Source organism: Paenibacillus mesotrionivorans (assembly GCF_046098205.1).
GTDB classification, from domain to species: domain Bacteria; phylum Bacillota; class Bacilli; order Paenibacillales; family NBRC-103111; genus Paenibacillus_AR; species Paenibacillus_AR mesotrionivorans.
On the sequence record NZ_JBJURJ010000005.1, the window covers coordinates 147,740 to 170,180 of the forward strand.

Sequence of the window (22,441 nt, forward strand, 5' to 3'; positions counted from 1 at the left end):
GGAAAGTCCGAAAACTCAGCCTTTGTATGAATTCCGGAGGAAGGGGGTGTGCGAAAAATAGGGAAAGCTCATTAAGGCTGGACGCCTGCCAGAGAATGCACGGTGCTCCACTCCGTCCAGGGCAGCTCCACAAAGCCTAAGCCAAAGGCGGGAGAGCCTGCTTGCAGCTTGTAGTTGTTGGAGGACACACTGGTGAACAGCGGGTCGGCCACCAGGGAGCTGGCATCCTTGCCGCTTAGCTTAGGCACCTGGTACAGCAGATTGTAGTCGCTGGTATAGGTGCCGCCGGTGAAGAAGTCCAGATACTTGGGCCAGGAGGCGGTTTTGGAGTAGATGATATTGCGCTCAATCACCGTATTGGAGGGTACATGCTGGGTGGTTCCCCATTCCAGCCGGACAAATTTGTCCTTGCCGTCCTCATGCCCCAGGCCCTTCCAGATGCTCCGTCCGATGATCCCCACATTGTTGCGGATCACATTGTTGTCGCCGCCGTGAACAAATACCGCCGCCCGGCTGTGGTCCTTGATAAAATTCCCCGTTACCTCCACGCCGCTGGTTTCGTCATCCAGGTAGATGCCGTCCGCGCCATAGGGGTATTGGAAAACCGGGTTGGTCCAGTCGCTCATCCGCCCGCCGGTATCCTCGATATAGTTATAGCGCAGGATCGTATCTGTATCATTGCCTCCCCGGCCCAGCATCTCGATAGCGCCGGTATCCTGGGTCTCCCGGTTGGTGAAGCGGATCTTGTTGTACTCCACCGTATTGCCCGTATGGATGGTGGCCGTATCCCAGCGTTTGATGGAAATGCCGTAGCGGGCGGTATATTCAATCCGGTTATGGTCGATCCGGTTGTTCTTGACGCCGTAAGCCATGACGGCGCCTCCGCTTTTTTTGACCAGGCCGATATGGTGCATGTAGTTCCAGTTCACTGCGTTGGAGTCCGCACCGTAGGCCAGCTCCACCCCGGTGGTGCCGATCTGGGCCATTTCGTTGTGGTTGACATTGTTGCTGCTGGAGCCGGTAAGGATGATGCCCTTGCCCACATTCAGGAACCGGTTGTTGTAAAAGCCGTTGCCGTTGGCGCCGTTCTTCAGCTCAATGGCAGGTTGGCTGTAGGGGGTATCGGTGAAGCTGAGCCGCTCCACTACCACCTGGCCGGCGCCGTCCAGGGACAGGATGGTTCTCCGGGGCACCACCGCTCCTTGGCTCAGGAGCTTGGCGCTGTCCGCAGGTTTGAACAGCAGCTTGCTGTCGGAGGTCCGGTAGGCGAATTCGCCGGTTTCATCCAGATAAGCCGGGTTGTTCAGCAGCCGGTAGGTGCCGTTGGTGGAGATCACGTACCGGACATTGCCGGAGAGATTCAAGAGATTATTGGCAGCATCAATGGAGGTGACGTTCAAAAGGTCATTTTCCCAGCGGCGGACAGCGAAGGTCTCCACCTTCAAACCGGGCACGTAATCGGAGGCGGTTACCTCCCCCGCCTTGAACTTTACCTTGTTCATGGCCGTTTGGGCGTCGGCGAAATAATGCCCGTAGGTATACGGATTGGCCGCGTCATACGCCTTTTTCTCGGCGATCCGCTGGCGGGTCCCGTCGAAAATCAGCTCCATGTCCGTGGGGGTGGACAAGGAGGCGGAATAGATACCGCTGCCCTCCGCCGCAAATCCCGTCACCCGGTCTCCGCCGCTTAAGGTCACCGTTTCCCCGTCATAGGCCCGGTACCGGGTGCCGCTGTCCGCTGATGTCAGCACCAGGGTAGAGGACATGTAATAGGTGCCTGCCCGGATCAGAGTGGTTTTGACCGTGCCCGTCCGCATGGCATCCCTTGCTTTGGCGAGGGTGCGGAAAGGACCGTCCGTCCCGGCACTGTTGGGGGCGTCCAGGGTTCCGGACCAGCTGTCATTGCCATTCAACGCCACATAATAGTTACCCGCCGCCTGTGCGGGTGGAGGAGCCATAGACACTCCCACCGACCATAACAGCAAAACCGCAATCCACAAACGACCCGCCTTTCCCCAAACCTTCTTCATCACGTTGATCACTCCCTTTGGAGGTATCGCGGCAGTCTCAAATGTAATGTAAGCGCTTTATTTTCCGCGTACAGCAATCATGCCCCATTTTGCATCATGAGGCACAGTGCGAATTATCCGTTTTTGTCTATACAGGCATATGAATCCCGCATTTTTGTATTGGAAAAGGCAGGCTGAAGGCATATTCCCCTGCCCGCAGACCTGCCACGGCAGCATCCGGTCACCCGCTGGTCCGATGCGTCTTCTTCCGGCTAATAAATCACCTTTTTCAGACGGTACTCATTGGGGGTTACCCCGAATTTGTTCTTGAACAGCTTGTAGAAATTGCTCCGGTTAATGAAGCCCACCCGCTCCATAACGTCAGATACGCTCCGGTCCGTCGTCTCCAGGAGCCGCACTGTGTGGGCCAGCCGGATTTCCGTAATATACTCGGCCACGGACAAACCCTCGCTTTGCTTGAACAGCTTGCCCACGTGGGCGGAGGACATCTTCAGCATGGAGGCGATGCCCTGCAGGCTTAGATTCGGGTCCTCATAGCGGTCTTCGATATATTCCTTGATGGTATCGAATAAAATCCGGTTTTTCCCGGCGTCCCCGTCCTCCTGCTGCTTCTGCAGCTCCCGGAACAGAGCAGCCAGTTCCTCCGCCATGGCGTCCAGGGTCTCCTTCTCCAAAAGCTGCTTCTGCAGCTGGTTCCAGTCCACGGACAAGGGCCTCAGCTTGTTCGTGTTCATCTCTCCCACCGCCTGCTTAACAGCGGCCAGCACCAGCAGCACCGCATGGTAAATATTGTCCGGGTGCAGCCGGCCCATAAACTGGAACAGCTTCTGGGCTGTTTCGCTGAAGGCGGCGGCATTGCCCGATTTAATCGCCTCCGCCAGCCGCTTCTCCAGCTCCTGCGGCAGATTGAAGTCACGGTTATCCAGCCGGGCCTTCACCATTTCATACGCGATGATAGAGCGCGGACCGTACACCACCCGGTACTCCAGCACCTGCTGAGCCAGCTCGTAGCTTTTGGACATATCCTCATGACCCGTAAACACCGGTCCAAGAGCAACGGACAGGCTGAGGCGGTAATACGCCTCCACAATGCCGATGATTTCCCGCATGGCCTCCCCGATTTTTTCCCCGAAGCCTTCCGGCTCGAAGCCGCTGATAATCATCACAAAATGGCCGCTCCGCAAATCCACACTTTCGCACCGGTAATGCCGGGAGATCACCTCCTCCGCAATGTTCATCACTGCAAAGGCATACAGCCGTTTCTCTGCCTTGGAGGCGGTCTGGTCAAACTGGCGGTAGTGGTCGATGGACAGAATTGCCACCATCATAGCCGAATCCGGCTCCAGATGGAGGCCGTGCTCCCGGATTTGCTCCTGAAGCTCCGTCCGGGAGACCGCGCCACTGTCCGCCAACAGCCCCCGCAGGTTGTAGTTGCGGATCAGGCGCAGATCCGTTTCCGCCAGCTTGGGGTCCGCTGCCGCTTCCTTGATCTCCAGCATCCGGTTATAGGTTTCGGACAAAATCGCCAGATCATCCTTAGGGGTGGACGGGTCCTCACCCAGTACGCCGCCGCTGACCCGGATTTGCCCGACCAGGTTGCGGATGGGCCCGTAGAGCCGGTGGGAAACCAGCACGGAGAGCACCAGAGAGGCCAGGAAAAAACCGGCGGTCAGCGCCAGTGTAGTGGTTTTCCAGCGGGCAAGCGCTCCAAAAAGGGTGTCATAGGGCTGGAGGCTGACGATGGTCCAGCGGAACATATCCGTAGGCATATAGGTAACCAGCTGCTTTTCCCCGCCCAGCACCAAAGAAAACAGCCCGGGTTTTCCCTCCTCCTTCCCCCGGCTTTCCCCGATGGTCTGGGACAAAGCAGGGTCCAGCTCCTGGGGCTTCAAATCTGCTCCGAAAGCGCTGCCATCTTTTCCAATAACAAGCAGCTTGCCGGCCTGCTCCGTGCCGATATCATTCAGCCGCCGGATATTGTCAAATACCCAGTCCGGCTTCACATTCACAATCAGGGCGCTGCTGCCGGGTTTGTAGGCGGTGTTGGACTCATACAGCATATAGCTGAATACATTGTGCTCCGGGTTGGCGGCGGTTTTCAGGCTCATGGGCACCAGCTCCGCCTTGGATACCCGGTCCGGCTGGGACAGGTATTGGCGGAGCTGGGCCGTCAAGGCCGTTTCGTATTGGATATCCAGATTGCCTCCGGCATAAAAGCCGTCAATTCTGGCATTGTAGAGGATGACCGAATCGATATACGTGTTGCTGTTGACCCATTTGTCCAGCTTATACTGCTTGTTGGCTTGCTCGAAGGCATCCAGCGGCGCTCCGTAGAGCATGGCGATGATATCATGGTCCACAAACAGGTTGAAGGCTTGGGTATCGATCATTTTGCCAAGTAGCCCGATATTGGAGTTGACCTGGGAGAGCACCTTCATATTGGCATCATATTGGGTCTCCCTGACGGTTTTCTCCGAATACCGGTACAGGGTCAAGGCGGTGAGGGATAACGTGAGCGTAATCAGGAGCGAAATGGACAGCAGAATCCGCTGCAGATACTTTCTCGAACGGTAGGCAGATAACAGCCTCATCTGACTCCCTCCATTTGGTTAGTATGAACTGACTGGTTAGTGTGAACCGATTATATCACGCTTGCTCCGGTTAGGGTGAGTTTGAAAACTCCGAGAGGAGCTGATTTTGCCAAATTTTTGTTTCAGGCAAGGCACTTTCGTGAAGGCGTACCGGGGGTACGTCAAGCGAAAGTAACGCAGGATGGGACAAAAAGGTGGTGAAAGATGCCCTCAAGCGGGTTTTCAGACACGCCCTAAGCACCAGCCGCCTCCACCCGGAGGGAAACCGGCTCGTGGCCGTGGGTGTACAGGGCAATATGCAGCCCTTCCTGCTCGGTGACAGGAAGGGGGCGACCGTCTGCGAAGATCCGCACAGGCCGGTCAAAGGCTATTTCCCCGCTGGTGCCCGGTGTGCCCGCCGCCTCCCAAAGGGTATAGCCGTCATCCAGCGGCACCAACTCGCTGGTACAGTACACCAGCTCGCCATAAGGCAAGCGCACCAGCGTTGGCATCATACGCGCTGTAAGGGGGGCAATGTACAAAACGGACTGTTGGGGAAAGGTCAAGTATCCGCCCTTCCGCCTCAGCCGGATACGGTCACACCGCTCTGCCCCTGTTGTGTTGACAGCCGTCACCAGTTGGAACCCATCCTTGCTCCGAACCACGGTATGGTAGATGTCGTACTCCGCGTGGACTGCCCGGCCCTCCGCCAGCAGAGGCAGCAGCAGCAGCTTCAGCGACTCCACATTGTCCAATCCGGTAAACTGCGGGGCGAACCCCAGCACCAGCGCCTCTCCGCTGCCGAAGGGATGCCGGTATCCGACGGTTTCGCCTTCGTAGGTTATCAGGCAGCTGCCCGCGCCTGGAAGCTCCAGCGTGTTCAGCTGGTCCGCCGGGATACCGTCCAGCTCCTTCATCCGCATAAAGCGGCGGCCGATGTCCCCGGCTGTTAGCCCGAAGCGGGGGATCTCCCGGCGGAGCCGGAAGCCTGTTGCCTGTGCAAGCAGGGGCAGGTCAAGGCCATCCGGTGTTTGAACGGGAACCTCCGGATAAAAGACCACCTTGCCCCCTTTTTCCCCATGCCGCATCACGTACTCCATCGCCTCTTTCGACAAGGTGCCGTCGTTGGGGATAATCAGGAGCTCCGGAAATCCCGGCTCCCGGTTGGGCATATCCAGATCCATCAGTGCAAACTGGACGTTGCTCATGGTGAGCATCTTGGTGAGAGCCTCGATGCTGTCCACCACCTGCTTGGAACGGTTGGCCGACAGGGTGGAGGCACCGGAGGAGTGATCCTCGAACACGGACAGCTCACTGCCCGCATACTGCGCCAGCAGGTAGAGCTCCTGGGACAGGCCGATCACCGCGTCATAGGCCTTGGCCGTTCCGGCCAGCTCCCGCTCCCACCCGGCGGCAAACCGGTTGAACTCTCCCGTCATCCGGTAGACGGTATTCTCCTCTCCGTAGGCGGATACGGGATCGGCGAACAGATCATAGGCGTCCGTCACATAGGTGCGGCTGAAGCCCTTTTCCCCCGAGGCAAAAATAAAATAATTGTACCCGTCCATCCCGTGCCCCAGCAACGTGCGCAGATGCACCGGATAATTCAGATGGTTGGGCACCTGGTCCAGGGTCATCCAGCCTGCTCCCACCTCGATGGCGATGGCGGGACGGTCCGGGGCCTGCATCTTCAGCGCCTCCAGCCTGAAGACGATTTTGGGAAGTCCGTTGGCATCCATATGGTACCCGTACTTGAGATAGGAGTGGCAGGTGGTGAGAATCTCCTCCCCCTGCTCCTTCATGTACGCGGCGAAAGCGGCATGATTGCCCGGGCCGCGGAAAAAGCCGTTGATGGGCTCATTGTAGGTGTTGGGTACCTGAAGGCCATATTTGCGGCTCCAACGGGCCAGCAGGGCGGCATACCGGTAGACATATTCCGTACGGAACCGCATCCAGTCCAGATAAAGCCGTTTCTTGCCCTGTGCATCCGTTCCCTGCAGCTTGGGATGGATGGCGGCCAGGCCGGCTGCTTTCGTTCCGTATCGCCGGTTCAGCTCCTCCAGGCTGCCGAACCGCTCCAGCAGGCTATGCTGGAACAGCCCTGGCGTGTCTCCGTCACCCAATACCTTTGGGTCATACAAGGAACCCTCCGGATCAAGTCCGGTAAACAGCAGATTCATTTCGTTATCCGGCTGATGGAGAATGATGGGGCCGCCGTTTTCGATGGAAAACCGCTTGAGCAGCGGAATCACCTGAGCATACCAGCACTCCGCCAGCTCCAGGAAACGATCCCCCAGCTGCTGCGGCACATGATTGCCCTGCCCTACCCAAAAGGCGGGACTGCCGTTCGGCTTGGCGCTGACCGTCTCGGGATATTGCCGGTACATCCAGTGCGGATGTCCCCCGTCTACATATTCGGCATTGATGAAGGGGCCGGGTTTGGCTATGACGTACAGGCCCATGGAGGAGGCCAATTCCAGAAAACCCACCACATCCCGCTCGGCAAGGGTTTCTCCGGTAAAGTCGAACCTCCCCTCCTCGGGCTCATGAAAATCCCAGGGGATGTACGTGGCGATGGTGTTCAAATGATTGTCCCGGGCTTTCTCCAGCATGGTCCTCCAGCGGCTCTTGTAAATCCGGAAATAGTGGATCTCTCCGGAACGCAGCAAAACCTCCTTGCCGTCAATCTGGATGGTCCGTCCTTCGATGCGGATATGTCCCATGTTTGCTCCCCCGTTTTGGTCGGTGATGGCCGGTTATGGTCCGGCCGTGCCGTTTTTCTTTATTGTCCTTTATTGGGGCGGGAAGGGGGAAGTGCTGAAGTTCGACAATTGTGCCGGGGAGGTGTGTGATTTTTGCGCATTTGTCCCCAAATAAACCACACGTGGCAAGCTGCATTCCCACCCGTTTTACACCTGAACATGAAATTTCGCATATAAAATGGTTGGGCGAGGCTTAATGGAGGGGTTAAACACGATTTTTCAACTATAAATCAGGTTGTAGGAGCGGAATGGGCCTAATAGATATGAAAAACCGAGTATAAACGGTTATTTCATGATAAAAAGGAATTTTATATATGATTTTTCGAGTTCAGCTCCACTGTTAAAAAACTGCGCAAAAAGCACAGTACCCTAACAGGCAGCAGTCAGCCCACTGGAGGACGTTCTAAAGAAAACAAAAAAAAGCTGACGGATAAACTTTACGTTTCTCCGCCAACTTCGTTATGCCGGGGCTTTGGGAACAGCCCTTTCGAGGTTTAAATGAAAGGTTTCTTAATGTCCTTCCTGCTTATCCAACAGCCGGTACAACACTGCGGCCGCTTCCGCCCGAGTGGCCGTATCCAGCGGCGCAAACCGGTTGCCGGGCTGGCCGTTGATCAATCCGGTCTGCTGGGCTTGAGCCACCGCTTCCTTGGCCCAAGAAGCAATCTCCCCGTTGTCCGCAAATGAGACGGCGCCAGCCTGACTGCTATTTGGAGAATTGGCGGTCTTCCCGTATACTCTCATGATAATTACCGCCATCTCCTGGCGGGTAATGCGGTCCAACGGACGAATGCCCTCCGCTGATCCCTCAAGAATGCCCTCCCGAACGGAGGCGGCAATAATGTTTGCGTACCAGTCACCCGGGTCCACATCCGCAAACCCGCCGGTATAAACCGTGGCCGGCAATCCCAGCAGCCGTGCGGCCATAGCGGCAAATTCCGCCCGTGTCACACTTGCCTCCGGGGAGAAATCCGTCTCCGTTACCCCGTCCAGCATATGTTTGGCCGCCATAACCTGAATGATATCCGTTGCCCAATGGGTGGCGGGAACATCGGCGAAGTTCCGGTTGTAAACAAAAGCCGCATAGGATGTCTGAGCTGATTCCGTCATCTCGAAGGCAATCCCGGTTTTCTCCTTGTTAACCTTACCGCCTGCGTAATCCCACTTTCCACTGCTTTGGTTGTACACGTATAGGCCTGCCTTGCGCCAATCACCCGTTCCCCGAAGCTTGACCGTTGCCTCCAACGGCTGAGCCAGCTTCACGTCCCGGTCTCCAGCTGTAACGGAGATGCTGATCATAGAACTGAGGGCCGCCAGACCGGCCTGCGTTCCCTTAGCCTCCCCGCTGTTGGCAATCATCACCCTAATATTGTCCGTAATTCCATCCAGCTTCAATGAGCCGTGGGGCAGCAAAAGATGAACGTCGCCGCTCTGAATCACCACTGTTTTGCCCGCTTTTTGCAGCTCGGACAAGTCCTTTGCCGGAAGCTCTACTGCCTTGGCAGAGGTTTGGCCCATTGCGCTTACATCGATAACGATGTCCTGTTCCCCCGTGCGGACAAAACTGCTGAGCTTGGCAGAGGAAACGGTCAGGACAGCCGTATCCCCGGAGGTTGCAACTGTTCCAAGCTCATGGCTGATGCTGCCGGTACTGCCGCCAGGACCGGTATAGGTATAATCCGGAGTTCCGGTGTCAACGGGATCGGGTGGTGAAGTGGGCGGAGCCTCCAGACGGAAGCGGATCTCATATACCTTCACTGCACCCCCATGGGCTGTGACGGTGACGCTGGCTGTACCCTCCGGCCCGTCGGCTTGCACAATATCCACCTGTGACCGCGGGTCCAGCGGTACAGCCGTGACCCGCGGAGCGGCGGGGGTACCGAAGGGAAGCACAATAGTATAGACTGTTACCTCCGGTGAAAAATCCGGCACTATCGCTCCGCCCGCCCAGAGCCGCTGCAAATCCGCATTGCCGCCGGGTTCTTCCCATTGGAAGGCAATCCGGTACTCGGCGGATTGCGCCTGGTCGGCGGACATAACGGACACCGTCGCCGTGCCGGGAGCGTAAACCGCCTGAGTCACCGTGACCGCTGCGGAAGGATCAAAGGCGTCCGCCGTCACCTCAGGCGCCGCCACAGTACCATAAGGCAGCAGCACTGTATAGTTGCCCGGCTCGTAAACGAAGCCGGTCACCGTCGACTCTCCTGCCCGCAGATCCTTCAGCGTAACCGCGGAATAATAATCCTTGTAGATCTCGATGCCCTGCAGCATCGGGTCGCCCTTTACGTTCAGCAGCTCCACGGTCAGCTTGCCGTCCTGGACACGGGTGTCATACGGCCCGTACCTGACTGTATGGTTCCTCAGCTCGCTGCCCGCCATGGTGGCGGCCCGGCTGCCCTCCACATTGATATGGAAGGAGCGGTTCCGGTCTGCGGAGGGCTCCATAAACCAGAGGTACACCCGGTAGGTTTGATAGGTGCCTTCAGTTACCGTCTGCTCCAGCTTCAGGGATTGCTTCGAAACGCTTAGATTTGTGTTCATCATATGAGTCAAATCGTAGTCATCTTCGAACGGCAGCGGGAAATTGGCTGTTTTCCCCGCTACCGGCGCTGCCCCGGCCCCCGTCACCCCCGTGAAGCCTTCGGCCTTGGCGGCATTGTAGGACTGCCAATCCCGGCCGTCAATCCTCACTGCCTCCCCGTTCAGATTGATGCCCTTCCAGAAGACCGACCGGTCCGCGTGGGGCCAAACCTGCACGGCCACTCCCGGCGACTCGTTGCCGGAGCCGTCCATATTAACCAGCCGGAGATTAACCGGCAGTCCGTTGACCAAACCTTCCACACGGGCCTTCTGTACTCCGCGCTCGGCCTCAGCCACAACCTCAGTCCCGTTGTAAATCCGCACCTTGAAAATATCGGTGTCCGCCGCATCCTTCCAGGTAATCAGCGCTTCGCCGTCCCCGTTGGATACCGCAGGCTCCAGCACATCACCGGGTGCAACGGAATCCGGCGGCAGGGTAATGGGCTCACCGGAATAGAACACGGTGATTTTGGGCCGCAGCGTTACGCTGGAGTATTGGGAGGAAGCGAAGGTCCGGGTGCCGTTTGCGGTAGAGGGGACATCCTCCAGCAGCACAACGCCGAAATTTTGCTCCGGATGGGCAATCCAATCCCGGGCCGCCGCCGTCACGTCAAAATGATACCACCGCCCCGGCACATAGGAGGTAATGACGTTATCCAAGGCCGTCTCCGAGCCTGTTTCCCAGCTGGGCTTCGTATTCAGGCTCACCCCGGTTATCAGTTCACCGTCCACTACTGTGCCTACCGGATTGCCATCAATGTTGGTGCCGCCTCCGTAGCCGTTGCCCTCCTCCCAGGGGCTGGTGACCCGGTGCACATCCACGGTTTTGAAGTTCTCCGACGAAGCCCGAGTCTGGGTGTGGTACAGCTCAATAAACGCACCCGTTATGGTCCGGTCTGCCGGAATCTGCGTCAGGTCGAAACGGACCAGCGCAAACTTGTCATCTGTCCCCGTCCCGTTATACCGGGCCATCTCAAACTCGGGGTATGCTCCGTTATTATTGCCGACCCCCTGCCAATGGGACATCAGGCTGGCATCCGCCGCCCCGTCATAGCCGTTCATCCCTTCCTGAAGCACCATCTTGTTCCCCGGCAGGTTAGGCATGGGGCCGTCCCCGGGAATTTCCGGCGGTGCAGGGGGCGTAGGCTGCCGCACCGGCAGGCGGATTCCATTTTCGATAAACACGGTATCCGTCCCAAAATCATAATACCGCTGCTCGGGTGTGCTTCCAGGCATCTGGACCTGGTTCTCCCGCACAATGGTATACGCCGCCACAGGACTGTCCAGCTTCACCTGCGTCTGTACGTTGTTATGCTCCATCACGTTATACCGGATATTCGCCTTGGGCGCCGGGAAGAAATTATACCCGCCGGATTCAATATAGAGGGACCGGACCGTATTATCCGTTATGACATTGCCCAGCGCCGCTACGGACCGGGGCGAATCGATGCGCAGCCCGCCGCCGAAGACCATGTACGCCCGGGAGCCCGCAGAATGTTTGATCACATTGTAATAGGACGGGTGGAAGGTGGTCAGGTTCCGGTCGAAGCTGTTAATCACCGTCCCCCCGTTGCCTGCTGTGGGCGAACCTCCGCTGCCCAGCTCAGAGCGGTTGTTGTCAAAAATATTCCCCAACGCCTGCCCGTACATCCGCATATCATTGCCCTTGTTATTGGAGGCGGTGTTGTCCGTCACAATATTCTTGTAGAAGAACCGGCTGATGGCCACACGGGAGGTGGCATCCGGCACAATGGTCCAGCTCCGATCTACCGTTACGGTGTCTGCCGTGTTCCCGGTGATGCGGCGGTATTGGCCCAGCCCCTTGCCCTCTACAACCAGCACATACTCGTCCCTCAGCACATTGGCATCCCACTTCATGCCCTTCACACTGGCGGAGGAAACATCTGCGGCATATACATTGCCGTAATGAAGAATTTTATTGCCATCCCCCGTAAAATCAGTGTCCACATCCACCAGTGCATCAAACAACAGAATCTCCCCGTCATTGGTAGGTGTGGTTTCGTTGCCGATATATTGAGTATCATTGCGGGCAATATAGTTCATCGCCGTGGGCTTGAAGCTGCCCCAGCGGGGGTGCAGGGTAAAGTTAAAGCCCCGGGCGCCGCCGCGTTTGCCGTTATCATCCCGCCCGTCGATCCGGTTATCCGTAAACAGGTTTTGGTACGAATTGGCAAAGTTGGCCGGCGTCCAGGCTTTGCCCAGAAAGGTGTTGCCGGAAATCCGGCTGTTGGACATCTTGTTCAGCGTAATGGCTCCCCCGGATTCAATGATGCTGTCCAGGATTGCGATCCTGCTGAAGCCGGTGTTGCCGCCATCCCCCCAGATGCCGCCGAACATGGATTTTTTGGCCAGTCCGGGATACCAGGTCCGCAGCTCAATATTGCGGATGGTCACATCCTGAAGGCTATCCTTCAGCACGATCCCCCTGTCCACACTGGCACTGCCTTCAATCCGCATATCCTCGATGCCGGAGCCGGAGCCCGCTATGCTGATCATCTCCGGGCCTTCCCCGTTGTCCTTACCCCCGGTGGGACCGGTGTCCAAATACTTCAGAACGGTGGCCTCCGCTCCTTGCCCCTTCAGAGTTACCCCCGCCTTCAGCGTCAGCTTTTGCAGGCCCGTCTCAGGCTTAGCGCCCACAACCAAAGAACCGGAGGCGGTCCCGGTGAAAAATTCCAAATCGGCAATGTAGCCTTTTTTGCCCTCAGCCGGAATATACCGCAGATAGCGGTAAACCCCGGGATTGTTCACCGCCGCCACATTTCCGTTAAAAGAAGGCTTCGCCGGAATCGTGTACAGGTCCGTATACGTTGTGCCGTCCACAGAGCCCTGGAACCGGCCCCCGATCATATCCGCGTCAATGGTGGCATTGGTGGAAGGCCGCGGGAAATAGCGGATGGCCGTTACCTGCCGGGCATTGCCGTCCCCCAGATCGATGCCCACATAGCCGGAGCCTGTGCCGTTATAATCGTAGAAGGTAGCGCTGTTGGAATCGAAGGCGCGGAAATATTCCCGGTCCGTCCCGTAGGAGGGAGTGCCGCCGAAGAGGTCGGCCGGGATCAGCTTAACCAGTCCCGCTGCCGGCGGGGCCTGCTCCTTATCCAGATGGAACACGCCTGCCGGCAGACGCACCGTCCCGCCTCCGGCGGCAGACGCCGCATCAATGGCCGACTGGATGGCCTGTGTGTCATCCACCCCGTCATCCGCCACAGCCCCGTAAGCCGTCACCTCAAAAATACCGGCCGGCGCCGGTGTGTTCACCAGACGAATGTCCGTTTTGCTCCAGCCGTATTCGCCGCCGTGTCCGTTATGCACCCACACCTCGTCATATTGTCCGGCCGCCGCCCCTTCGGGCACCTGGAATACCACCTCATAAGGAGATGCGGAATGAACTGCTACCTCTGAAAGCGCAGACGTAGCTTTGTTCCGCAGCCAAACCCGGCTGTCTCCGGGAAGATTGCCGTTATTCCGGGTCAGATTGGTGCCGATTACCGTCACCTCACGGGACTTCGCCAGATTCAGCACATTGGGATACACATAGAGCACATCCGTTTTGTTGACGAATACCGGCGCGCTGACCCCACCTGCGGGATTTTGCGCATACAGCGCATATTGACCGTAGGGAACCCCTGCCGGAATAACAGCGGATGCGGCGGACGCATCCGTAAATATAGGCTGAATCAGCTGACCCGCCCCGCCGGGCACATCCTGCTCCGTTCTGGGCGAAACAAGCTGGGCAGCCGTATCGGCTCCGGGATCCCGATCCTCCAGAAGCCGCAGACCGATCACCGCCCCCTCCAACCCCTCGCCAATCAGCTGCACGGTGCTGTCTGGCATCACATTCTCCGGTGATGCCTGGACAAGCACCGGAGCGGCTGCCGAAGCGGCTGCCTGCGGGACAGGATAATTGTAAGCGCTTGCCAAAATACCCAGGCTGAGTGCTGCCGCCAACCCTTTGCGAAACCATTTTCCCATTAACCATCAACCTCCCTTTTTGTCATGGCTTACCGTAGTCCAGTCAAACAGAGAATTCCCCCTAACGAATATAGGACTCGTCCGGCCTCCAACGTACCTGCCGCATCCTCTCCTCCATTTTGTCGGAAAGGCTGGTGTTTACGCCAGTTTGCTTCCCGCAGATTTGTCCGCATCCGCTGTATGATTTTTCCGAAAACGTCCCTCGGGAGCCCATAAAAAAGGAATGGCCTGTATAAGCGCCATTCCGGGTATTCCTTTTTTCAGATTTAATCCTCAAAATAATTGATTACGGAAGTAATGCTGATAGCATTCATCTCGTTGGACCAAATTACTCTAAAATCCAGAGCTTTGGCAATATCCCGAAGTTTGAAGTAGTTATTGCCGTTGATGTAATAGGCACCGATACCCAGAGTCTTCCCATTAAGCTGAACCTCGGAGTTGCTGGGAACAGCCTGTTGCTCGCCTACTGCCCCGGATATCTCCAGTTCACCGCCGACAGGAGTATATGCTGTATCAGACTTCACACTGATAGCCTGACTCGCAGTATCATAACCGACTTCAAATTCCTTATTTGTATGGTAAAGAGCCTTAGCCAAGTCGCGAAGTTTAAAATAATTGTTGCCATCAATATTGTATGCTTCTATAGCAATTTCTCTACCATTTACAAACACCTTAGTAGCATTGGAAACCGCGATTGCAGGCTGCAATTCCGGTTTTTTCACCGGCTCTTGGTCTGGCTCGACTGTTGTCAGATCTCCGGTTTGGGTCACTTTCACAAGAAATTTCCCTTTTTTGGCGCCAGGGGCTATGGTATAAGAGACTTCATAAAATCCGCTTTTCTCCAGTACCGCATAATTTCCGGCAGCCATAAGATATTCTCCAGTAAAGCCTTCCGGAAGCTGGGATGTATACGTATAACGACCATCATCTTTTTTGATAGCATAGTCTTTTTTCTTAAAAGCCAATGGCTCCTCTTGACCAAGTTCAAGGTTTCTATCCTTTAGTTTTGCTTTAGGATAGTACGTTATATTCTGAAATCCATAATCTTGCCTACCATCGAAAGAAATGGTAGTGGATTCATCAGCTTTAATATAAAAAACTAACAAATTTCCATTTATTCTCTCACTGTCCACAACGTTTTGCATTTTAATTGACTGATTTTCGGAAATATCAGCAACAGCATTGTGACCATCATCAGCGTAAGCAGCTGTCCAAGAAAAGACAGACATCAACATGAACAGCGCTACAGCAAACGATATTTTCTGAGTACCGACTCTCATTTTTCATCCTCCATACGTAAATTTTTCCACCAACCTCTCCCATCATATAATAAATATATGATCAACTCTATACAAATTCTATTATTTTAGCAGATTGATATCCAAGAAAAAGCCCATTGTGCATACCGACAGGATGGGTCTCTCTCCCCTCATGTGAGCCGACAATCCTAATAATTCTACTCAGTCTGTCCGTTCAGCAGTGTTGGCTGTCCGCTCTAACGGAACTATATGACACTTAGGAGTCAATAGTTGATGATTTTTTGCGCTAACGGAACCCAGAGACGCTTAGCGCGAGAAAGTGGGAGTGATATCCGCCGCCAGCTCCTTTAAGAGCCTCTCCGTTCCGTTAGCGCCGGTTTTCCTGCAATTTTGCCCGCTAAGTGCCGCAGAGTTCCGTTACAGAAAAGCAGTTTTCCTTGACACCCTATAACGGGAAATCCTGCGTTTGTACAAAAAAAGAGGCCCCAAAACCGGGCCTCTTCCTTGTCGTGTTATCGTTATTCCGCTACATAATCAATGGCTGTATCAATGCCGATCATGTTCAGCTTGGCGTCCCAGGTGACGCCGATATTAAAGGCCTTGGCAATGTCCCGGAGTTTGAAGTAGTTGTTGCCGTTAATGTTGTAGGCGCCAAGCTCCAGCTTTTTACCATTGAGCATCAATGCGGAGCTGCTGGGAACAGCCTGTTGGTTTCCGGTCACGCCGGAGGCTTCCAGTTCGCCGCCAACCGCGGTATAAGCGGCTTCTGCTTTCAGGCTGATCGCATTGCTGGCTGCATCAAAACCCACCTCGAATTGTTTGCCGGAGCCATTGACTGCTTTAGCCAAATCACGGAGCTTGAAGTAGTTGTTGCCGTCGATGTTGTACGCCTCAAAAGCAACCTCCTTGCCGTTGACCATTACCTTGGAGGCGGTGGGAACCGCGGCGGCCGGCTTCAGCTCCGGTTTGTTCGCAGGCTCCTGCACAGGCTCTTTAGCAGGTTCCTTCGCAGGCTCTTGGGCCGGTTCCTTCGTTGGCTCCGCTGCCGGCTGTCCGCCTGTTTCATCCGCCCAGGTCAGCTGTACAAAAAAGCTCTTTTTGTCGGCTCCTGGTTTGGCGGCATAAGCGATTTCATAAACGCCGTTCTGCTCCAGAACGGCAAAGTTGCCGGCGGACATAAAGTATTCACCGGATTCCGGAAGCTTAGTCGTATATTTCGGGAAATCATCGTCTGTTTTGACGACATAATACTTCTCCATGAATTCCAACTCTTGGCCTTTGCCCAATTCAAGCTTCCCGTCCTTCAGCACAGCCTCCGGATAAAAGGTGATACCCTGGTAACCATAATCGTCATATCCGTCGAAGAAAATGGAGCTGGACGAGTTAATGTGAATGAGATCTGCAGTTCCATTAACTTTTTCCTTGCCGACCACAGAGTGAATCGTAATCTCCTGATTATCGGAAACGCTTACAACCGTGCTCTCGTCCTCTGCAAAAGCAGGCACCACAGCAAATACTGACATCACTACCGCTACCAACAGGGACAACGACATTCGTTTGGGGCTAAATCTCATTTCTCATCCTCCATACGGTTAAATTTTCCAATCCTTTATTCTCTTCCATTATATAAGAAAAATGTTAACTGATCTATCTATAAAATTCCATTTTGTCTAATCATCCAACATATTTCTACATTTCATCCAACGGAATTCGCCATCTGCAGACAAAAGCAAAAGAGGCGCCTGAATAGGCGCCCCAAATATGCGTAATGCCCAGGTCAAGCTTTCGGCTTTGGCCAGAAAAACCCCCGGAACAGCACTCCCACCACCCCGATGGCGGCAATCACCAGCCCCAGGATGAAGAAGATACGGGCCGGTCCCGCCATTTGTACCATCCCCCCGCCAAGCAGAGGCGCCGCTATCATCACAAAACCCAAAACGGTGCTTTGGATGCCGAATACCCGTCCGGTCATATGCGGCGGCGTTTCCTTCTGCAGGCAATAATGGAAGGTGACCATAAACATGCCGTTCCCAAGTCCCAATACAAACCCCAATGCTAGTACAGGCAGGATAGAGCTGCCCACCGGAAGCAAACCCAGTCCTCCGATTGACGATCCGATGAGCATATATCCCCCGCCCAGCTTCCAGCCATAACCGCCCGGACTATTCCGCTTGCTCAGAATGGTAATGATCAGAACTGCGCCTGCACCCGCAGCCGCCACCATCCAGCCCAGCATAGCCTCCTGGTCCGGGGCGATCATCCGAAACAGACTGGTAAATTGAAAATCCACCAATTGAATGGCCATCGATCCTGCCAAGCCGAACAGCATCGTAAATAACAGCAGCCTGCTGCGAAAAATAAAGCTCCACCCTTCCTTCCACATGGCTTTCAGGGTTTGTTTTTGCGCAGTTGGGTCATCTTCATTCATCCCCGTGTGGGCCTGGGCGGCCTCCGCATTCCGGACGGTAAACAAAAGACCGTAGGAGCCGATCCGGAAGAAAGCACAGAGCAGAATACACCATTGAGGGGACAAAAAGGACAACGCAAGTCCGCCAAGCAGCGGGCCGGCAAGCTTCGAGCCCTGGTTGACGATTCCATTCAGGGAGGTGGCCTGCAGCAGCTGGTCCTCCCTGACCAGACGACGGGTGAGAGCCTGCTGAGCCGGCACATTCATGGTAGAGACTGCCGCACGAAGCGCGATGATCGGAAGCAGCCACGCCATATTCGGCGCCAGCAGGACGAGCAGGGTCAGCACTGCCGTTGTCAGATCACAGATCCGCATGAGCTTCAGCTTGTTCAATTTGTCTGCAGCCACACCTGCGGCGGAGCCCAGCAGAATGCCGGGCAGAGCGACGGCTACGGGAATCAGCGCCAGCATCAGCGGGCTTACCTGCCACCGGTACCCCACCAGCACCTGGATGGCCAATACATCGAACCAATCGCCGAAGGTCGCCGCCGCGTATGCGCTGTATACCCGGACATACACCTTGTTGCGCAGCAGGCTTGCGGCCGGTCTCTCTTGCTGTAGAACCAATGACATCTCGTTTTCCTCCGCATCCCAATAAAATCATGTTCCCCAATGAATGAGGCTATGATCTTATCCTAACGGTGAAATGTCAGAGGAATATCAGAGAAGCCGAGGCCATTACCGCAAGGCTTGCTGCATGGCCGTTTCCAGGGTCTGAAGCAGTCCATTCCCCAAAAACTGTTCAAAAAAAGCTTGGTACAGGCTTTTATATTTGGAACGGAGCTTGTCATCCCCCAGCCTGTCCACATAATGCATAATCCGGTGCAAAGCATGAAGCTGCAGCGGGACGAATCCGCTTTTCTCCAAAATAGCCAGCCCTTCATCCAAATAACGTTCGGCATCCTGATGCTTGCGCTGCCTCAGCTTCCACAATCCCGTAGCAATCCGGAACCCCCCCATTTCCCGCAAATAAGGCTTTTCAACCAATATGGAGGTTTCCAATCGGGCTGCCAGCTGTTCAATCACAGCATCCCCGCTCTCTGCTACGATATGGGCAAACATTAGCGTAATAATCGCATATGGAAGAAAGGTGGAATAGTCCGGGTGTTCGGAAATGAATTGCTCCGTCAGCCTAAGCCGTTCCATAGCCTTCTCTATGTATCCGTCCAAAATGTATAAATCCACTATATTGAGAATTTCAAGCTCCGTGTGATGGTTTACAGGAAGGAGCCCCCGTTCAAGCACCGTCTCGCAGTATGCCATTCTTTGGCCCGAATCGCCGGTATACATATAGAAAAGAAGCAGGAAATAGAAGCGCGACTTCCAGGGATACTCCTCCGTCCGGAGCAGCCATTCCACATCCCCCTGGACAAAATGGAGATAAACCGCATAAAACGGGTCCAGCTCATAACCCAATACATCCTGCTGTCTGGCCAGGATCATCATGGAGCGGCCTTGGCCGTAGGTATGATACTTGCCGAATACATTCCGCATCGCCTGGTTCAAAGCCGGATCACGGGCGGCAGGAACCGTATCGTGCAAGCCTGTTTGTTCCTTCAAAACCAGACTGTAGCCCTGGCCCCGGACCGTCCGGATTTCCAGGCCGTGCAGCACGGACAGCTTCTTCCGAAGCCGGTACACATGGTCATCCACCGTCCGTTCCACGGGATACTCCATGGGCCATACCTGATCCAACAGCTGCTCCCGGCTATAGGCGCGCCCCTGATGCGAATAGAGAAACGCCAGCAGCGCATATTCCTTGGGAAGCAGCCGGATGGTCAGGCCCTCCGCCTCTACCTGGTACTGGACTTCATCAAAGCTCAAATGCATAATTGCACCCAAATTGCTGCCTCATAATCGTTATTCTAGCTCCTTCGCGGCTATCAAAATGTCCCGGATTTCCTCCAATCGATTTCACAGCTACGAATAGAAGGCATGATCCATACTCCATTATATCCAATTTTCACAGAAACGACAGGTCTGTTATTTACCTGCCTTCTTCCGGTTGGCAATATCCAGCCACACGGCAAAAACAAGGATGCTGCCCTTCACCACATACTGCCAGAAGGACTCCAAGCCCATGAGGGACATCCCGTTGTCCAGAGACGTCATGACCAATGCGCCGATGATCGCCCCGGTGATTTTGCCCGAGCCGCCCATTAAGGAGGTGCCCCCGATCACACACGCGGCGATAGCATCCATCTCCGCCATGTTGCCCGCCGAAATGGTAGCCGACGACAGCCGGGAGGTCAGCACAAGAGAAGCAATGGCCCCCAGCAGGCCGCTGAACAAAAAGACAACAAGTGTTTTGGCTTTGATGTTGATACCGGACAGCCGCGCTGCCTCCAGATTGCCGCCGATAGCATAGATGTGACGGCCGAGGGTGGTTCTTGTAGCAATGAAGGAGAAGATCAAGGCCAGTGCAATGACGAAAATAATGGGAAACGGGATGCCCTTATAGCTGTTTACCACCAGCACAAACGCGATGACCAGCAGGCTGGAGCCGGCCATTTTCAACAGATCGATCTGCAAGGGGGCCACCTTGAACCCGTATTTCTGGCGGGAGCTGCGTTTGCGCAGGGTAGACCAGACCATCCCGGCCACCGCCGCTCCGGCTAACAGCCAACCGAAGCCTTTGGCAAAATACGCATTTCCCATCATGGTAAAGTTCGTGTCGGAAATCGAGATGGTCATGGAATGGGTGACACCCATGAGCACACCCCGAAATACCAGCATCCCCCCCAGTGTAACGATAAAAGCGGGAACCGCCTTGTAGGCCACCAGCCAGCCCTGGAACATGCCCAGCACGGCGCCTGCAGCCAGAGTGCCGACAATCACCACACCTGTGGGCAGCCCCCACCAATTGCTCAGGATGGCGGCGATCCCTCCGGTTAGCCCCACAATGGAGCCCACCGACAAATCAATATGTCCGGCCACAATTACCAGCACCATACCGATGGCGAGAATGGCCGTTACCGACATTTGGGTAAACAGATTGGACAGATTCCGGGGTGTCAGGAAGGTATCATTCATCAGGCCGAACATTAGCCAGATCAGAACCAGGGCGCCTACCATGGTATAAGCGCGGACATCCATTTTGCCGAACAGCGGTCTCTTCTTGACAGGTTGGGTGACGGCGGACGGATCGGCCGTTTGAGTTATCGGTTGCATGTTATTTTCCTCCTGTTGCAGCCAGCATAATCGTTTCCTGTGTTGCTTCCCTGTAATCCAGCTCCTGCACAAGCTGCCCTTCGCACATGACAAGAATCCGGTCACTCATGCCAAGCACCTCCGGAAGCTCGGATGAAATCATAAGAATCGCCACCCCTTGCTCGACCAGGCGGTTCATCAGGTTATAAATTTCGTATTTGGCCCCGACGTCAATCCCCCGGGTCGGTTCGTCCATGATCAGGATGGTGGGATTGGACATGAGCCATTTGCCGATGACGACCTTCTGCTGATTGCCGCCGGACAAGGTACCTGCCGGAGTTTCCAGGGAAGCCGTCTTTGTTTTCAGCTCCCGGACGTACTGTTCTCCCCAGCGGATTTCCTCGTTATCGTTAATAATCCCGAAGCGGGACACTCTGCCCATTGTCGCCATGGTGGTATTGGTTTTCACGTCCATCGGCAGGACCAGCCCCTGGCGTTTGCGGTCCTCCGTGACCAAAGCCATTCCTGCTGCTATAGCATCCGCGACACTCCTGATCCGCGCAGGCTTGCCATTGATCCGCACCTCTCCCTCCGCCCTGCCTTCATAAGCTCCGAAGAGACTGGAAACCAGCTCCGTGCGGCCCGCTCCCATCAAACCGGCGATCCCGAGAATTTCCCCGCGGCGCAGCTGGAAGCTGGCATCCCGGATCACCTTCTGATCCGCCTTTTCCTTGTGCCATACTCTGTAATGGTTAACCTCCAGAACAACCTCACCGGGACGGTGGGGGACACGGGGATACCGTTCGGTCAGCTCTCTGCCTACCATCAGGGATACAATCTGGTCGTCATTGGTTTCGTTGCGGTCCAGCGTGGCAATGGTCTGCCCATCCCGCAGGACGGTAATGGAATCCGCCAGCCGGAACACCTCCGGCATCTTGTGGGAGATGTAGATGCAGGATACCCCCTGGGACCGGAGCTGGTTCAGAATCCCCGCCAGAATCTCCACCTCGCTTTCGGTCAAAGCAGCGGTGGGTTCATCGAGAATGAGAATCCGGGTATGCTTGGATAAGGCCTTTGCAATTTCCACCAGCTGCTGCTGTCCGATGCCCAAATTGCCGATTGGGGTATCCGGGCTCATATGCAGGCCGACCCGCTCCAGCCAGTCCGCAGCCGCGCGGTACAGCTGATCCCATTGGATAACCCCCCGTTTGACAGGCTCGGAGCCGAGGAAGATGTTCTCTCCTATGGTCATTTCCTTGACCAGCGCCAGCTCCTGGTGGATGATGGCGATGCCCGCACGCTCCGCATCCGTGATGGAGGCGAAGGTTTTGGGCTCACCGTCCACCTTGATTTCCCCTGTATAGGTGCCCGACGGGTACAAGCCGCTCAGCACCTTCATCAGCGTTGACTTGCCTGCCCCGTTTTCCCCGCACAGGGCATGAATCTCCCCCTGGCGGACCTTCAGGTTTACGCCGCTCAGGGCTTTGACGCCAGGGAATTCTTTGGTGATGTGATTCATCTCTAAGGCATACATGCTCCCAGCCCCTATCTGTAAAATGAGGGACGGCGGATGTCCGCCGCCCCTCCTGTATCGCCGTGCTTCTGTGTGATGCTGCTTCACGCTTAG

10 protein-coding genes are annotated in these 22,441 nt (G+C 55.5%); all 10 read right to left on the reverse strand.

All coding sequences use genetic code 11. The features are described from left to right. Window positions 1–71: 71 nt before the first annotated feature. The 10 genes from ACI1P1_RS08970 to ACI1P1_RS09015 all read right to left on the reverse strand — a co-directional run bounded on the left by ACI1P1_RS08970 (window position 72) and on the right by ACI1P1_RS09015 (window position 22,348). Window positions 72–2,030: a right-handed parallel beta-helix repeat-containing protein gene (locus tag ACI1P1_RS08970; RefSeq protein ID WP_416216230.1), complete on the reverse strand. Its 1,959-nt coding sequence runs from the start codon at window positions 2,028–2,030 to the stop codon at window positions 72–74. Window positions 2,031–2,281: 251 nt separating this feature from the next. Beyond that, window positions 2,282–4,621, reverse strand: coding sequence for a helix-turn-helix domain-containing protein (locus tag ACI1P1_RS08975; protein ID WP_416216035.1), 2,340 nt, complete (start codon window positions 4,619–4,621; stop codon window positions 2,282–2,284). Between the two features lie 233 nt (window positions 4,622–4,854). Then, window positions 4,855–7,323: a beta-galactosidase gene (locus tag ACI1P1_RS08980; protein WP_416216036.1), complete on the reverse strand. Its 2,469-nt coding sequence runs from the start codon at window positions 7,321–7,323 to the stop codon at window positions 4,855–4,857. Between the two features lie 549 nt (window positions 7,324–7,872). Further along, window positions 7,873–13,938 carry an S-layer homology domain-containing protein gene (locus ACI1P1_RS08985; RefSeq protein WP_416216037.1) on the reverse strand — a complete coding sequence of 2,022 codons (6,066 nt, stop codon included), beginning with the start codon at window positions 13,936–13,938 and terminating at the stop codon, window positions 7,873–7,875. Window positions 13,939–14,204: 266 nt separating this feature from the next. Beyond that, entirely contained in the window at window positions 14,205–15,218 is a 1,014-nt protein-coding gene (locus ACI1P1_RS08990; protein ID WP_416216038.1) for a hypothetical protein, read from the reverse strand. Window positions 15,219–15,715: 497 nt separating this feature from the next. Next, a complete protein-coding gene (locus ACI1P1_RS08995) occupies window positions 15,716–16,771 on the reverse strand; it encodes a PT domain-containing protein (protein ID WP_416216039.1) in 1,056 nt (351 codons plus the stop codon). A gap of 203 nt (window positions 16,772–16,974) precedes the next feature. Next, window positions 16,975–18,237, reverse strand: coding sequence for an MFS transporter (locus ACI1P1_RS09000; protein WP_416216040.1), 1,263 nt, complete (start codon window positions 18,235–18,237; stop codon window positions 16,975–16,977). A gap of 105 nt (window positions 18,238–18,342) precedes the next feature. Continuing rightward, window positions 18,343–19,506 (reverse strand): winged helix-turn-helix domain-containing protein, encoded by a 1,164-nt coding sequence (locus ACI1P1_RS09005; RefSeq protein ID WP_416216041.1) that lies wholly within the window; start codon window positions 19,504–19,506, stop codon window positions 18,343–18,345. Between the two features lie 141 nt (window positions 19,507–19,647). Continuing rightward, window positions 19,648–20,835 carry a sugar ABC transporter permease gene (locus ACI1P1_RS09010; protein WP_416216042.1) on the reverse strand — a complete coding sequence of 396 codons (1,188 nt, stop codon included), beginning with the start codon at window positions 20,833–20,835 and terminating at the stop codon, window positions 19,648–19,650. A 1-nt stretch (window position 20,836) separates the two neighbouring features. Continuing rightward, window positions 20,837–22,348 (reverse strand): xylose ABC transporter ATP-binding protein, encoded by a 1,512-nt coding sequence (locus ACI1P1_RS09015; protein WP_416216043.1) that lies wholly within the window; start codon window positions 22,346–22,348, stop codon window positions 20,837–20,839. Window positions 22,349–22,441 lie beyond the last annotated feature (93 nt).